The sequence below is a fragment of the Paraburkholderia sp. Ac-20342 genome, assembly GCF_017104985.1.
In the GTDB taxonomy this organism is placed as follows: domain Bacteria; phylum Pseudomonadota; class Gammaproteobacteria; order Burkholderiales; family Burkholderiaceae; genus Paraburkholderia.
Genome location: NZ_JAAGPQ010000069.1, coordinates 1 through 14,924, shown reverse-complemented (window position 1 = coordinate 14,924; position 14,924 = coordinate 1). Strand labels below are relative to the sequence as shown.

Below are 14,924 nucleotides of genomic sequence, written 5' to 3'. Positions count from 1 at the left end.
CGCACCAACAGAACCATTAGCCAACGAATTCTCTACAAAGTCGTTACAAAACGCATCGCCGAATTCTCTCATGCACTCGGGTAAAATGGCTCACTGTAAAAAAAAAGCCACACTCTGACGGGCAAAAACAAGTTCTGCACGACAATCGATAAAAATCTGCTGCAACACCACACGTGTCAACCATTTTCCTAGACGTCACGCGCCTCCTGACACGCCTTTACGAAGGCCGCTTGCCCACCGGTATAGATCGCGTCGGACTCGCCTATATAGAGAGATACCATCGGAACGCCCGCGCCGTTCTCAGTGAGCGCGGCTTTTCCACGGTCCTGACTGAGCGAGACTCGCAGCAAACGTTTGCACAACTTCTTTCATCGACCTGGAGCAGAAGCGCAATTCGCGCACTCATCATGCGCGCGTGCCTTAATCGCCTGCAGGAATCAAGACTTAACGGAATATTGTTGCATACCAGTCACAGCGGCATGGAATTCAGTCGTTATTACAAAACTTTGACAAAACGTCAAATTCGCCCCGTATTGATGGTCCACGATTTAATTCCGTTGACTCACGCCGAATACTGTCGCCCCGGCGTCGATGCTACGCATCGCAATCGCATGCACACCACGTTGAGGCACGCCAGCGGGCTAATCATGAATTCGCAAGCCACGCTCGACTCGATGACAGCCGAAGCCGCACGCGCCAATCTTTCGCTGCCACCGACGGTCGTCGCCCACCTCGCGTCGGGCGTCACCCCATGTCCGCAAGCGCCGCGCCCCATTGCCGCGCCCTACTTTGTGATGCTCGGCACCATCGAGCCGCGCAAAAACCACTGGTTCATGCTTCACCTCTGGCGCCGCCTGGTCGAACAGCTCGGCACCGCGGCACCCAAGCTCGTAATAATTGGCCGACGCGGCTGGGAATGCGAAAACGTCATTGATATGCTGGAACGTTGCGAATCGTTAAAAGGAGCCCTAATAGAAGAGGCTCACTGTTCCGACGAGAAACTACACGCCTATCTACAGCACTGCCAGGCACTGCTATTCCCTTCCTTCGTCGAAGGCTACGGCATGCCGCTCGCTGAAGCGCTCTCGCTAAAAGTACCGGTGCTCGCAAGCGACCTCGCCGTCTTTCACGAAATCGCCGACGACATTCCCGACTATCTGGACCCGCTCGATGGCCCCGGCTGGCTATCCCGCATTCAGGCCTACGCGCAACCCAATAACCCCGAGCGCGACGCGCAGCTAATCCGCATCGAACGATTTCGCGAACCGACGTGGACCGCGCATTTCGAACGCGTCGATGCCTTTCTGGAAACGCTGCGTTAAATGAAGCACCCTGTCGTCGCCAGCGAAAAGGCAGTTGCAAACCCTGCCATTGATCTGCGAAGTGTTACGTGTGGTTTGCGTCTGTGGAGCGGACTCCGCCGGCGAAGCGTCGAGCATGCGTGGATCGATCGTTGGCATGGACGCCTTGTATTACACATCGCGCGTCTACTCCGCAGGCAAATCGACGCAGCGTGGCCGGGACCAGTCTGGTCACGTGGTCCGGCGGGTACGCCATTGTTGTCGTGGTTCTCGATACCCGTTACCGATGCCAGCGCCGCCGCGTTCGTCACCGCGCTCCATCAGGCACTCACGGAAACAATCGAACGGAATCGCAACGCCGAGGCATCGCCGGAATTGCAACGGCTGATGCGGCGGTTCGCACGCGGTAGTGCACCGGCAACGCGTCACTTGCAATTCCATTGCCCTATTGCACTACTGGAACCACGCAACTGCGAGCGCATACTACTGATCGACGAACGTTCGCAGTCGCAAGGACTGGGCGCAACGGTAACGCGCCACTCGTCCAGAGCTTTCGAGCGCATGCTGCAAGCCGCGATTCGCACGCATCCACAAGCTGAATTCTGGATCGCGCAATCGAACGATCCGGGTCGCGGCCGCTGGCTTTCCACATTGTCTCAACCCGCACAGCCGTTGACGATTCGCCGCTTCGCCGAACACGAATCGCTATGCGCCGCGCTGCCCCACGTCGATCACGTCTATACGCTAGGCGCGTCCGAAGGCATGCATGCACTTCTGGCCGGCGTACCCGTACACGTATTCGGCGCAGCGTATTACGCGGGTTGGGGTTTGACCGACGACGCTCTTCATTTTCCAGACCGCACCGCCCGTCCCACACTCACGACATTATTTGACGTCGTGTTTCTCCAGTTCACCCGCTATCTGAATCCAGCCACACACACGCCCGGCACGCTCGACGATTTACTCGACAGCATCGAATTACAGCATGCCGTCCAGCAACGATTCGCCGACCTGCACCATGTGGCCGCACTGCACTTCCAATGGTGGAAGCGCCCATTCGCGACACCGTACATCACGGCAGGTAATGCCACGCTGCGTTGGACTCGAGAATCGCAATCCGTACAAACACACGAATGCGCAGTACTGTGGGGCGCACGCAGCGCTGAGGGTCTCGCACCGGAAGTTCGCCGCGTCAGAATCGAAGACGGCTTCTTTCATTCGACGGGTCTCGGCTCCGATATGATCGCGCCGTGCAGTCAGGTGATCGATCGTCGTGGACTCTATTTCGACGCGAGTCAGCCCAGCGACCTCAGCGTGCTGCTCAACGAGACGAATTTCAGCGCGGCCGAACTCTCGCGTGCCGCTGCTCTGCGCGAGCGCGTCGTCAAGCTCGGCGTCACGAAGTACAACCTGGGTCGACGCCGCCCGCTCTGGAGCGCACCGGTCGGCAAACCGATCATCCTGGTCCCCGGCCAGGTCGCCGACGATGCCTCGATCCGCCTCGGCACCCGCGCCATTGGCACCGCCGACGCGCTGCTACGCGAAGTACGCCGATTGCGTCCCGATGCATTCGTCGTCTACAAACCGCATCCGGACGTGCTCTCGGGAAATCGCCAGGGCCTGATCGACGCACAGCAGCTCGCAGACGTCGTCGACACCGAAGCGGACCTGCTGTCCCTCGTCAATGTGGCGGATGAAGTTCACACGCTGTCGTCGCTCGCGGGCTTCGACGCGCTATTGCGCGGCAAAGCGGTCCATACGTACGGCCTGCCGTTCTACGCCGGCTGGGGACTTACCCACGACGCGCTCGCGCCGCTGCCGTGGCGTCATCGAACGTTGACGCTCGATATGCTGTGCGCGGGCGTGCTGCTGCGTTATCCGCTGTACTTCGACTGGAAAACGCGTCTCTTCACGACACCGGAAGCCGTGGTCGAACAACTGGCACCGCGAGCGGCACGGCCTTTGGAAAAAGTACGCGGCAACCGGCTGCGACCGCTTCTCAAGGCTTTTCGCTGGACCCGCAATGCCATCCGCCACACCGCATGGCGCCTCCGGCAAAAGCGCGCGTCACGAGTCCAGTAAGGCAAACCGGCCAGACAAAACAAAAGCCCCGCAAGATCGCAATCTTGCGGGGCTTTTTTCGCGGCTAACGCCAGAGCTCTACCACCTCACCGCGACATCATATGCATACTCACGTTATGCATCACCCACAACGTCCCGCCGACCACAATAACCGCGGTCAGCACAGTAAACGCAAACGCCACCACGTTCCAGCGCTGCGACGACGACGCGTTCATATGCAGGAAGAAAACCAGATGCACGAGAATCTGCACGAGCGCGAGGCCCGAGATTGCGAACAGTGCGCTCTGGCCCGTCAGCGTGCCGTTCATGACAAGCGCGAATGCCGCGACGGTCAGGATGACGGAAAGCACGAAGCCGGTCGTATAGCTGCCGAAGCTGCCGTGGCCTCCGTCCGAATGCGCGCCATGGGCGTTATGACTATGGTCCATTAGATCACGCTCGCAAGATAGACAAAGGTGAAGACGCCGATCCACACGACGTCGAGGAAGTGCCAGAAAAGGCTCAGGCACGTCAGGCGAATCATGTCGCGTTCGGTCAGGTCGCGATGACGCATCACCTGGATGGACAGCACGATCATCCAGATCAGGCCGAACGTCACGTGCAGGCCGTGCGTGCCGACCAGCGTGAAGAACGACGACAGGAACGCGCTGCGGCCCGGACCCGCGCCTTCGGCAATCAGGTGCGAGAACTCGCGCATTTCCAGCACCAGAAACGCGACGCCGAGCAGGAACGTCACGGCGAGCCAGCCGAGCAGCGCGCCCTTGCGGTTCTTGTGCGCGCCGAGCATCGCGAAGCCGTACGTGATGCTCGAGAGCAGCAGCATCGCCGTTTCGAGCGCGACGCCCGGAATCTCGAACAGGTCCTTGCCGCTCGGGCCGCCCGCGAACTGGTGGCTCATCACCGCGAACACGGCGAACAGCGCCGCGAAGATGATGCAGTCGGTCATCAGGTACAGCCAGAAGCCGAACACCGAGTGCGACGGCACATGGTCCGGCGCGAGTTGCGGCTCAACCGCGATAGTCTTCTGTAGCATCAGTCCACCTCCAGCGCGACCTGCCTGTCGGCGTTTGCACCGACGCCGGCCGCCACGGCGGCACCGCCGCCGTTACGTTTCTCTTCAATCAGCGCGACAGTGTCGGCCGGAATGTAATAGCCCTCGTTGTCCTGGAAGCTGTAGATGATCACGGTGCCGATCGCGCCGACAAAGCCGATGATCGCCAGCCACCAGATGTGCCACACGCCGGCAAAGCCGAGCACCAGCGAGAACAGACCCACCAGCAGACCCGCGGACGTATTCGACGGCATGTGAATGTCGCGATACGCCGGCACCTTCTGGACGCCCTTGCGCGACTTCATTTCGCTGAACGCGTCGAGCGAGCGGATCGTCGGGATATGCGCGAAGTTATAAGCCGGCGGCGGCGAGCTCGTCGCCCATTCCAGCGTATGACCGTCCCACGGATCGCCCGTGAGGTCGCGGTTTTGCGGCAGGTTGCGATCGCGGATGCTGACGAACAGCTGCAGCAACTGGCAAGCGATACCGATGGCGATCAGCACCGCGCCGAACGCGGCGGCGATCAGCCACGGATGCCATGCCGGGTTGTCGTAGTGATTCAGACGGCGCGTCATGCCCATGAAACCGAGCACGTAGAGCGGCATGAACGCGACCCAGAAGCCGATCTGCCAGAACCAGAACGCGGCCTTGCCGAGCTTCTCGTTGAGCTTGAAGCCGAACGCCTTCGGGAACCAGTAGTTGAAGCCGGCCAGATAGCCGAACAGCACGCCACCGATAATCACGTTGTGGAAGTGAGCGATCAGGAACAGGCTGTTGTGCAGCATGAAGTCCGCACCCGGAATCGCCAGCATCACACCGGTCATGCCGCCGATCGTGAACGTGACCATGAAGCCGAGGGTCCACAGAATCGGCGTCGTGAACTGCAGACGGCCCTTGTAGATCGTGAACAGCCAGTTGAACACCTTAACGCCGGTCGGGATCGCAATCACCATCGTCGCGATACCGAAGAACGCGTTGACGTCGGCGCCCGAACCCATCGTGAAGAAGTGGTGCAGCCACACGAGGAACGACAGCACCATGATCGCGCAGGTCGCCCATACCATCGTCTTGTAGCCGAACAGCGGCTTCTTCGCGAAGGTCGCGACGACTTCCGAGAAGATACCGAACGCCGGCAGGATCAGGATGTACACCTCGGGGTGACCCCAGGCCCAGATCAGGTTCAGGTACAGCATCGCGTTGCCGCCGGCTTCGTTCGTGAAGAAGTGCATGCCGAGGTAGCGGTCGAGACCGAGCAGCGCGAGCGTGACGGTCAGGATCGGGAACGACGCCATGATCAGCACGTTCGTGCACAGCGCGGTCCACGTGAACACCGGCATCTTCATGAACGACATGCCGGGCGCGCGCATCTTCACGATCGTCACGAAGAAGTTCACGCCGGTCAGCAAGGTGCCGATACCGGAGAGCTGCAGGCTCCACAGGTAATAGTCGACGCCGACGCCGGGGCTGAACTGCAATTCGGACAGCGGCGGATAAGCGAGCCAGCCGGTCTGGCCGAATTCGCCGATCACGAGCGAGACGTTGATCAGGATCGCGCTGACCGCCGTCATCCAGAAGCTCAGCGAGTTGATGAACGGGAACGCGACGTCGCGCGCGCCGATCTGCAGCGGCACGACGAGGTTCATCAGGCCGACCATGAACGTCATCGCCATGAAGAAGATCATGATGACGCCGTGCGCGGTGAAGATCTGGTCGTAGTGATGCGGCGGCAGAAAGCCCGGGCTCAGATAGGCCAGTGCCAGCTGCATGCGCATCATGATCGCGTCGGCGAAACCGCGCAGCAGCATGATGAAGGCGATGACGATATACATCACACCGATCTTCTTATGATCGACGGACGTCAGCCATTCGCTCCACAGGTAGCGCCATTTGCCGAGATACGTGATTGCGCCGAGCACGGCCAGCGCGGCGAGCACCATGCCGGCGCCTGCCGTGACGATGATTGGCTCGTGATACGGAATCGCATCGAGCGTTAGTTTTCCGAACATGCGTTACCCCTTAGGCGCACAGTTGGCGTCCTTCATGTCGTCGAGGACGTTGCCGTTGTTGTATCGCGCAATGATGTTGTTGAAGAGCTTCGGATCGACGGTCGAGAAGTAGCGCACCGGGTCCTTCTCGCTCGGCTCCGACACCGCGTGATAGCGGTCCATGTCGAGGCGGTCCGAGGAAGCGCGCACCTTGGCGACCCATGCGTTGAAGTCTTCAGGCGACGTCGCGAGCGCGCGGAACTTCATGTCCGAGAAGCCCTTGCCGCTGAAGTTCGCGGTGAGGCCCGCGTAGTCGCCGGCGTGGTCGGCAATCAGGTGCAGGCGCGTTTGCATGCCGGCCATCGCATAGATCTGGCCGCCCAGCTGCGGGATGAAGAACGAGTTCATCACCGTGTCCGACGTGATACGGAAGTTGACCGGCGTGCCGACCGGGAACGCCAGCTGGTTCACCGACGCGATGCCGAGGTCCGGATAGATGAACAGCCATTTCCAGTCGAGCGCGACGACTTCGACGCTGATCGGCTTGACCTGCGACTCGAGCGGACGATACGGATCGAGCTCATGCGTGCTCTTCCACGTCAACACGGCGAGGAACAGAATGATCAGCGCCGGAATCGTCCAGACGGCGATTTCGACAGCCGTCGAATGAGTCCAACCCGGACGGTATTCGGCGTTCCTGTTCGACGCGCGATAACGCCATGCGAACAGCAGCGTCAGCGCGATGACCGGAATCACCACGATCAGCATGGCCCACGTGGAAGTCGCGATCAGATCGCGCTCCGCCACGCCCACACTCCCCTTCGGATTCAGAATATCGAGGTTGCTGCAACCCGAAAGCAGCAACATGAGACCGGCGGAAAGAAAGCTTGCCGATCCTCGCAGAGCGCGCCCTTTCATATCCACAGCCTCTTTTTTACGACTTCAACGAACGTCATTCGACGGCTCTCCATAAATAAGCGCTCGCATAATAGGGGCGCGCCGAGTGTCGATAAACACTCGATTTAGCAACGATCTATTGCGCCGTAACGCTGTGTGACACGTTGCCGCACACCTATTTGCGAGCGTCATTTGCGGTGCTCCGGAACGAAGCACCGAAAACGTTGACGCAGCGCAAAGTCCCTCGAAAAAAACACGGGCAATACCTGTGGCCCGACGCGAGTCCGAGCGATCGCGCCACGCGTGCCGTGTGTCATGTGCCTAAGGGATCTGTTGCGATGCGTAAGAGCGCATGTGCGTTTGCCGCATCCTCGGGTAGGGATGCGGCAACGGCCCTGCGCTTCGTTCTTTTAACCGGGGGTATGTACCGCGGTCGCGGCGACCGGCTCGGGTGCCGCGGCTTGCAGATGTTCGCCGCCGTCCGTCGGTACGGAATCCGAAGGAAGTGCGGAGCGTTCCGATTGCGCAAGCAGCGTGCCGACCGACGGGTCGATCGCATCGGTGAACGGCTTCGGATCGAGACCGATCGCGAGCACGAGCAGCCCCATCGCGCCGAGCAGCACGAACTCGCGCTTGCCGAGGTCCTTCAGCTTCGCGACGCGCGCGTTGGCGATCGCGCCGAAGATCACGCGCTTGTACATCCACAGCGTGTAGGCCGCGCTCAGGATCAGCGTGGTCGCGGCGATCGCGCCGATCCAGAAGTTGAAGCGGATCGCGCCCATCAGCACCATGAATTCGCCGACGAAACCCGAGGTGCCCGGCAAGCCGATGTTCGCCATCGAGAACAGCATCACGAAGGCGGCAAAGCGCGGCATCGTGTTGGCGACGCCGCCGTATTCGGCAATCGACGCGCTCTTCGTGCGATCGTAGAGCATGCCGGTGCACAACAGCATCGCGCCGGACACCACGCCGTACGAGATCATCTGCACGATCGCGCCCGACTGGCCGAAGCGGTTGAAGACGAACAGGCCGAGCGTGACGAGGCCCATGTGCGCGACCGTCGAATACGCGAGCAGGCGGCGCATATCGGTTTGCACAAGTGCGAGCAGGCTCGAATAGATCACGGCGACGAGCGACAGCGTAATCATCATCGGCGCGAAGAAGTGGCTTGCCTGCGGTGCGATCGGCAAGGCGAAACGCAGCAGACCATAGCCGCCGATCTTCAGCATGCCGATCATCACGGCGGCGCCGGTCGGGCCGTCGAGGTGGACGTCGGGCAGCCACGTATGCAGCGGCCACATCGGCACCTTCACGCCGAACGCGGCGAGGAAGCCGAGGAAGATCAGCGCCTGCGGCACCATCGCGATCGGCGTGTCGCGCCACACGGCGAGGTCGAAGCTGTGCGTCTGGCTGTACAGATAGAGCAGCGACATCAGCATCATCAGCGAGCCGAGGAACGACACGAAGAAGAACTTCACCGCCGCATACGAACGGTTCCTGTGGCCGTAGGTGCCGATCAGCAGATACAGCGGAATCAGCGTCGCTTCGAAGGCGACGAAGAACATCATGCCGTCGAGCGACATGAACACGCCCTGCATGAAACCCGACAGCATCAGGAACGCGCCGAAGTACTGCGCGGTGCGCTGCGTGATCGATTCCCACGAGGCGATCACGATGATGATCGTGGTGAGCGCGGTCAGCGCGACGAGCCACAGCGAAATCCCGTCCACTCCCACATGCCAGGCGATGTCGAACGTCGGCGACCAGCGGACGTTTTCGACGAACTGCATCGACGTCACGTCGTTGCGGAAATTCGTCACGAGCGGAATCACCGGCAGGAAACCCGCCACCGCGCCGATCAGCGCGAGCCAGCGCGTGCGGTTACGCGCCGCGTCGGACCCGGCACGCAAAACCACGAGCCCGGCGACAATGGGAATCCAGATGAGAAGACTTAGAAGAGGCAATGGCATGTGCTCTGTCAGAACTTGAAGTACAAAACGCCGCGTCAGCGCCCTTGGAAACGGCCGGCGATGAAATGGATACGTAAGCTGGAGTTCGCTGAAACCGGCGTGCAGACGGGGTTTTCCGCTACACGTTTACCCGCAGTCGAATGACCAAAGGGTGGGAGATTACCAAGATAAGAATAATTTTGCAGCGCAGCAGCGCCGGAATCCGCGCCACAATAGATTGTTGCCCCTCGAACACTTGCAAAACGCATGAAAATGTGCGCTTGCACATTGTTACAGATCAATTTTCAGAGCTAAAAAATTTCGTCGCAAAAGCTCACAATTAGCGGTGAGTTGACAACTTTTAAGCGTTTGCTTTGTTTGTCGCCGGACCGGCTGGAACGGATCGTGCCCCGATGCGGGTGTTTCATCGGTGGCGATCCGGCGTCGATGACAGAAATTTTTGCTAAAAATAGATTAAAAAAAATTTTGTGCGGGGCCTCTAAATTCCTCTTGGAGAGCCGGGGAAAGTACCTGGCAGCGCTCGCCCCAAAGACGGCCCGGCGGTCCGCCTGACAATGCTCGGAGCTTCCATTTTCATTACGCATAACAGCGGCAAAGTGTGCGTGTCGCTGCACGAATTCGCGCCGCAAGGCACACTCGTTTCGCCGGCCGACTCCTCTGCCGGCCCTCTTCCGGACCTCTTCGCATGGCGCTTCGTGACGACCCCGCGGTTCCCGCACTCGAATGCCGAGGACTGAGCAAACGGTACGGCACCGGCCGCATCGTGCTGGCGCAGCTCGATTTCACGCTCGCGGCGGGCGAGTTCGTCGCGATCATGGGCGACTCGGGGGTCGGCAAATCGACGCTGCTCAATCTGATTGCCGGGCTCGACCACGCGGATAGCGGCAGCATCCTGATCGACGGCCGCGCCATTGGCGAACTCGACGACGACGCGGCGACGCGCCTGCGCCGGCAAAAACTCGGCTTCGTGTTCCAGGCCTTTCATGTGCTGCCGCATCTGACGCTCGCGCAGAACGTCGCGCTGCCGCTGCTGCTCAACGATCTGCCGGCCGCCGGCGCGCCCGGAATGCTCGCCGCGGTCGGTCTCGGCGGCCGCGGCGACGACTTTCCGCGCGATCTGTCCGGCGGCGAACTGCAGCGCGTCGCAATCGCACGGGCGCTCGTGCATCGTCCGACACTGATTCTTGCCGACGAACCGACCGGCAACCTCGACCCGGCGACCGCGCACGATGTGCTCGGCCTGTTTCGCGCGCAGAGCAAGGCGACTGGCGCGGCGACGATCATGGTCACACATTCGGAAGCCGCGGCCGCGGTAGCCGACCGCGTCCTGAGGTTGAGCGACGGCGGCCTGCATGCCGCGCCGCTGCAACCCGCGCCTGCGAGCGGCGCGCTCGCGCAGGCAAGCGCCGTTCGCGCGACCGGTGATGCGCGCTGAGATCGGCTCTGGGCCGCACACGGCGGGACATCGCGTGCTCGCGCGCTGGCTGCTCGGCGCCGAATGGCGTAGCCATCGCGGACGCGCCCTCGTTGCCATTGCGACGATCGCTCTCGGCGTGGCGCTCGGTTACGCGGTGCAACTGATCAACAGCGCGGCCTTCAACGAATTCTCGGCAGCCGCGCGCAGCCTGTCCGGCGAAGCGGACCTGCAGGTGCGCGGCGCGCAGCCGTTTGTCGACGAATCGATCTATGCGAGTCTGTCGAACGATCCGCAGGTAGCGCTCGCGAGTCCCGTGCTCGCGCTCGATGTCATGGTGCCGGGCCGCGACGGCGCGCTACCGGTGCTCGGCATCGACGTGTTCAAGGCGAGCCGGATCACACCCGATCTGATCGGCGTGCCGTCGCCAGACCGCCCGTTCGATACGCTCGCTTCCGATACGCTGTTTCTGTCGCCAGCCGCGCAACGATGGCTGAACCTCAAGACCGGCGATGCCGTGACGCTGCGAAGCGGCACGTCGAGCGTGCGTCTGCGCGTCGCGGGCGGGCTCGCGAGAACGCGGCCGGGCCAGCGGCTCGCGGTGATGGATATCGCCGCCGCGCAGTGGAGATTCGGCAAGGTGGGCAAGCTCTCGCGCGTCGACGTGCAGCTCGCGCACGGCGTCGACCGGCCACGCTTCAAGCGTGATCTGCAAGCCCGGCTCGGCAATCCGTGGATCGTCGCCGAGGCGCGCGACACCGAGAGCCGCACCGATCGCCTGTCGCGCGCTTACCGGATCAACATGAACGTACTGGCGCTGGTCGCGCTTTTCACGGGCGCGTTCCTCGTATTTTCGACGCAGGCGTTGAGTGTCGTGCGACGCCGCTCGCAGTTCGCGATACTGCGCGTGCTCGGACTCACGCGCGCCCGGCTGCTGCGGCAGATCCTGCTGGAAGGCACCTTGCTCGGGCTGCTCGGTTCGCTATGCGGCCTGGCGCTCGGCTACGCGATGGCAAGCGGCGCACTGCGTTTTTTCGGCAGCGATCTGGGCGGTGGCTATTTTCCTGGCGTACAACCGCGAGTCGGTTTCGAGCCGCTGGCGAGCCTGCTGTTTCTGATGCTCGGCGTTGCGGTATCGGTATTGGGCAGCATCGCACCGGCCGTCGATGCTGCGCGCGCGCATCCGGCCGCAGCGCTCAAGGCAGGCGCCGAAGAAGTCGCATTGGCGCGGCTCGCGACGCCTTGGCCCGCGCTTGCGTGCCTGCTTGTCGCCGGGGTTCTCACGCGCTTGCCGCCGTGGTTCGATGCGCCGATTGCGGGCTATCTCGCCGTCGCCCTGCTGCTGGTCGGCGGCATTGCGCTGATGCCGCGCGTGACCGCGCTGATATTCCGCGCGGCAAGCCGCGTGGGCGGAACGCGACGCCGCTTCGGTGCAACCGGCACGCTCGCGATCGCGCGTCTCGCGAATGCGCCGGGCCAGGCGTCGATCGCCATGGGCGGCGTGCTGTCGAGCTTCGCGCTGATCGTCGCGATGGCCATCATGGTGGCCAGCTTCCGCGTGTCCGTCGACGCATGGGTCACGCACCTGCTCTCCGCCGATCTGTACGTGCGCGTGGCATCGGGCGGCAATAGCGGCGATGCCGGCGGCTTGCGGCTCGACGAGCAGGCGCGGATCGCCGCGATTGCCGGCATCCGCAACGCTGCGTTCGCGCGCATCACGCATCTGACGCTCAATCCCGCCCGGCCCGACGTCGCCCTGCTCGCCCGCGAAATCGACGCGGCCGATCCTGGCGCCACGCTACAGATGAGCGGCGCGATACTGTCGCCTGCCGCGTTTCACAGCGGCGAAATACCTGTTTGGGCATCCGAAGCAATGGTCGACCTGTATGGATACCGGACGGGTCAGCGTGTGCAATTGCCGCTTGGCGGACACGGACAGGTGTTCGTCGTGGCCGGCGTGTGGCGCGATTACGCGCGCCAGAGCGGCGCCATCCAGATACGGCTCGCCGATTATCGACGGCTGACCGGCGACACTCATGCAACCGATGTCGCCGTGACCGTCGAACCGGGTACGAGTGTCGAGCGCGTGATAGGCGGATTGCGCGCGCTGCCTTTCGGCGCATCGCTCGATCTATCTCAACCGGGCGAGATACGGGCGCGCACACTGGTGATCTTCGATCGCAGTTTCGCGGTGACTTATCTGCTCGAAGCGGTTGCGATCGTGATCGGTTTGTTCGGCGTCGCTGCAACGTTTTCCGCGCAGACGCTCGCGCGCACTCGCGAGTTCGGCATGCTTCGGCACGTTGGCGTGACTCGCGCACAAATCTTCGCGATCCTCGCCACGGAAGGCGGTCTGCTCACGGCGTGCGGTATTGCACTCGGCTTCGCGCTTGGCTTTGCAATCAGCCTGATTCTCGTGTTCGTCGTCAATCCGCAGTCGTTTCATTGGAGCATGTCGTTGCACGTGCCGTGGATCGTGCTCGGCACGGTAGCGATGGTCATGCTGGTTTTGTCCTGCACGACGGCAGTCGTAGCAGGCCGGGGCGCCGTGTCGGTGGATGCGGTACGCGCGGTGAAGGAGGACTGGTGATGGGGAGGCGGGCTACGCGATGCGCATGGACAAAGCAGCGGACACGCAAAGTCTCTCTGCATTTTGATGCGATTGAGCCGTTCTGTGTTGCACGGCATGGTGGCGCGGAACGATTCAAATGCGTGCCGTCTGTTGGGCCGCGAAAACATCAGCCGCGACTGAAACCCTGCTCGTATGCAACATCATTTGAAACGCCCTTCACTATCGCGCGCAGGACGGGTTCACTGCGGCGATTCTCTTGTCTGTTTCTGTTTTGTGCCGGCATGGCCGCCACGCCTCTCGCGTTTGCCGCGAGTGACAAGTTATCGGCCCCGGCATCCACGACATTTGCCGCGGTTACGCCGGATCATCCGGTCTCGCTGCCACAGGACAGCGGTGCACATCCGGCCTTTCGCACCGAGTGGTGGTACGCGACAGGCTGGCTCAACACGCCCGACAATCGGCCGCTCGGATTTCAGGTCACGTTCTTCCGTTCCGCCACCGGTCATGATCCCGCCGATCCGAGCGCGTTCGCGCCGTCGCAACTGATCATCGCGCACGCGGCGTTGAGCGATCCGGCGCTCGGGCGTCTCATTCACGACCAGCGCATCGCACGCGAGGGTTTCGGGCTCGCTTATGCGAAGCCGGCCAATACCGACGTCAAACTCGACGCGTGGAAAATGATTCGTGCCGCGGATGGTCACTACGACGTCGCCATCGACGCAAGCGGATTTTCGCTGCACCTCGTGCTGACGCCGACGCAAGCCCCGCTGATCCAGGGCGAGCGTGGCTATTCGCGCAAAGGTCCACGGCCAGAGCAGGCGAGCTATTACTACAGCGAACCGCAATTGCACGTGACGGGCAATGTGATACGCCCCGCCGCAAATGGAAACGCCGCTGGGCGCGATACGCTCGTGACGGGCATGGCATGGCTGGATCACGAATGGTCGAGCACATTGCTCGATGCCGACGCGGTCGGATGGGATTGGCTCGGTGCCAATCTCGCGGACGGCTCGGCGCTGATGGCATTCAAGGTCCGTCGCCGGGATGGTCACGCGCAATGGGCGCACGCGACGCTTCGCAAGCCCGACGGGCAGATAACACGGTTTGGTCCGGATCAGGTCGACTTTACGCCGATTCGCACATGGCGCTCACCGCGCACAAGCGCTTCGTACCCGGTCTCGATGAAGGTCAGGACAGGTCCGTTGACGTGGCAGCTCGATCCGCTGATGGACGATCAGGAACTCGACTCACGGCAATCGACCGGCGCGGTGTACTGGGAAGGTGCGGAGAGGGTGAGCCGTGAGGGCGTGGAGATGGGCCGCGCGTATCTCGAACTGACCGGTTACGCGGACGCACAGCGGGCTGGGCAGCACTGAAGACTGCGCGACGGGGGATTGTGGAGAACGGGCGGCATGACGCGGCCGGTACGTTGCCGCACGGGAAGTACCGGTGTCCACACGGGAGTCACGCATGGCCCCGGCCTGCCGCACCGGCGTGGGATGAGCGTGGTGTGGGGAGGGACAGGGAGGAATCGGGCCGTAAACGGCCGGACCCCGGCACTCAGAGTGAGAAGCCGGGGTCCGTGTTACAGCATGAGGAGCCTGACGATTACCTACTTTCACACGGGCAATCCGCACTATCATCGGCGTGGA

The 14,924-nt window shown here is 62.1% G+C and carries 10 protein-coding genes; 5 read left to right on the top strand and 5 right to left on the bottom strand.

The genetic code is table 11. The annotated features are described in order from the left end of the window. Nucleotides 1–173 precede the first annotated feature (173 nt). On the top strand, nucleotides 174–1,322 hold the full coding sequence (locus tag G3N58_RS24270; RefSeq protein ID WP_167049445.1) for a glycosyltransferase family 1 protein: 1,149 nt from the start codon (nucleotides 174–176) through the stop codon (nucleotides 1,320–1,322). After that, on the top strand, nucleotides 1,323–3,383 hold the full coding sequence (locus G3N58_RS24265) for a capsular biosynthesis protein (protein WP_205989775.1): 2,061 nt from the start codon (nucleotides 1,323–1,325) through the stop codon (nucleotides 3,381–3,383). Nucleotides 3,384–3,469: 86 nt separating this feature from the next. Here G3N58_RS24265 and cyoD read toward each other — a convergent pair whose 3' ends face one another. The 5 genes from cyoD to G3N58_RS24240 all read right to left on the bottom strand — a co-directional run bounded on the left by cyoD (nucleotide 3,470) and on the right by G3N58_RS24240 (nucleotide 9,286). Beyond that, nucleotides 3,470–3,811 carry a cytochrome o ubiquinol oxidase subunit IV gene (gene cyoD / locus G3N58_RS24260; RefSeq protein WP_167049447.1) on the bottom strand — a complete coding sequence of 114 codons (342 nt, stop codon included), beginning with the start codon at nucleotides 3,809–3,811 and terminating at the stop codon, nucleotides 3,470–3,472. Further along, nucleotides 3,811–4,416, bottom strand: a complete 606-nt coding sequence (gene cyoC / locus G3N58_RS24255) for a cytochrome o ubiquinol oxidase subunit III (RefSeq protein ID WP_167049449.1) — start codon at nucleotides 4,414–4,416, stop codon at nucleotides 3,811–3,813. The genes cyoD and cyoC overlap by 1 nt, the downstream gene beginning before the upstream one ends. Beyond that, nucleotides 4,416–6,440: a cytochrome o ubiquinol oxidase subunit I gene (gene cyoB, locus G3N58_RS24250; protein ID WP_167049451.1), complete on the bottom strand. Its 2,025-nt coding sequence runs from the start codon at nucleotides 6,438–6,440 to the stop codon at nucleotides 4,416–4,418. Before cyoB ends, cyoC begins: the two co-directional genes overlap by 1 nt. A 3-nt stretch (nucleotides 6,441–6,443) precedes the next feature. Then, nucleotides 6,444–7,337 (bottom strand): ubiquinol oxidase subunit II, encoded by an 894-nt coding sequence (gene cyoA, locus G3N58_RS24245; RefSeq protein WP_206000406.1) that lies wholly within the window; start codon nucleotides 7,335–7,337, stop codon nucleotides 6,444–6,446. A 389-nt stretch (nucleotides 7,338–7,726) separates the two neighbouring features. Continuing rightward, nucleotides 7,727–9,286: an NADH-quinone oxidoreductase subunit M gene (locus G3N58_RS24240; RefSeq protein ID WP_206000405.1), complete on the bottom strand. Its 1,560-nt coding sequence runs from the start codon at nucleotides 9,284–9,286 to the stop codon at nucleotides 7,727–7,729. 685 nt (nucleotides 9,287–9,971) lie between these two features. On the opposite strand from G3N58_RS24240, the gene G3N58_RS24235 reads away from it, so the two are divergent. The 3 genes from G3N58_RS24235 to G3N58_RS24225 all read left to right on the top strand — a co-directional run bounded on the left by G3N58_RS24235 (nucleotide 9,972) and on the right by G3N58_RS24225 (nucleotide 14,648). Then, on the top strand, nucleotides 9,972–10,721 hold the full coding sequence (locus G3N58_RS24235) for an ABC transporter ATP-binding protein (protein ID WP_206000404.1): 750 nt from the start codon (nucleotides 9,972–9,974) through the stop codon (nucleotides 10,719–10,721). Further along, nucleotides 10,711–13,290, top strand: a complete 2,580-nt coding sequence (locus tag G3N58_RS24230) for an ABC transporter permease (RefSeq protein ID WP_206000403.1) — start codon at nucleotides 10,711–10,713, stop codon at nucleotides 13,288–13,290. The genes G3N58_RS24235 and G3N58_RS24230 overlap by 11 nt, the downstream gene beginning before the upstream one ends. Before the next feature lie 263 nt (nucleotides 13,291–13,553). Beyond that, complete coding sequence (locus tag G3N58_RS24225) at nucleotides 13,554–14,648, top strand: carotenoid 1,2-hydratase (RefSeq protein WP_206000402.1); 1,095 nt, start codon at nucleotides 13,554–13,556, stop codon at nucleotides 14,646–14,648. Nucleotides 14,649–14,924: the final 276 nt, after the last annotated feature.

Coding starts and splice junctions, on each gene's coding strand:
- G3N58_RS24265 (WP_205989775.1), top strand. CDS start 1,323: ATGAAGCACCCTGTCGTCGCCAGCGAAAAGGCAGTTGCAAACCCTGCC.
- cyoD (WP_167049447.1), bottom strand. CDS start 3,811: ATGGACCATAGTCATAACGCCCATGGCGCGCATTCGGACGGAGGCCAC.
- cyoC (WP_167049449.1), bottom strand. CDS start 4,416: ATGCTACAGAAGACTATCGCGGTTGAGCCGCAACTCGCGCCGGACCAT.
- cyoB (WP_167049451.1), bottom strand. CDS start 6,440: ATGTTCGGAAAACTAACGCTCGATGCGATTCCGTATCACGAGCCAATC.
- cyoA (WP_206000406.1), bottom strand. CDS start 7,337: ATGAAAGGGCGCGCTCTGCGAGGATCGGCAAGCTTTCTTTCCGCCGGT.
- G3N58_RS24240 (WP_206000405.1), bottom strand. CDS start 9,286: ATGCCATTGCCTCTTCTAAGTCTTCTCATCTGGATTCCCATTGTCGCC.
- G3N58_RS24235 (WP_206000404.1), top strand. CDS start 9,972: ATGGCGCTTCGTGACGACCCCGCGGTTCCCGCACTCGAATGCCGAGGA.
- G3N58_RS24230 (WP_206000403.1), top strand. CDS start 10,711: ATGCGCGCTGAGATCGGCTCTGGGCCGCACACGGCGGGACATCGCGTG.
- G3N58_RS24225 (WP_206000402.1), top strand. CDS start 13,554: ATGGCCGCCACGCCTCTCGCGTTTGCCGCGAGTGACAAGTTATCGGCC.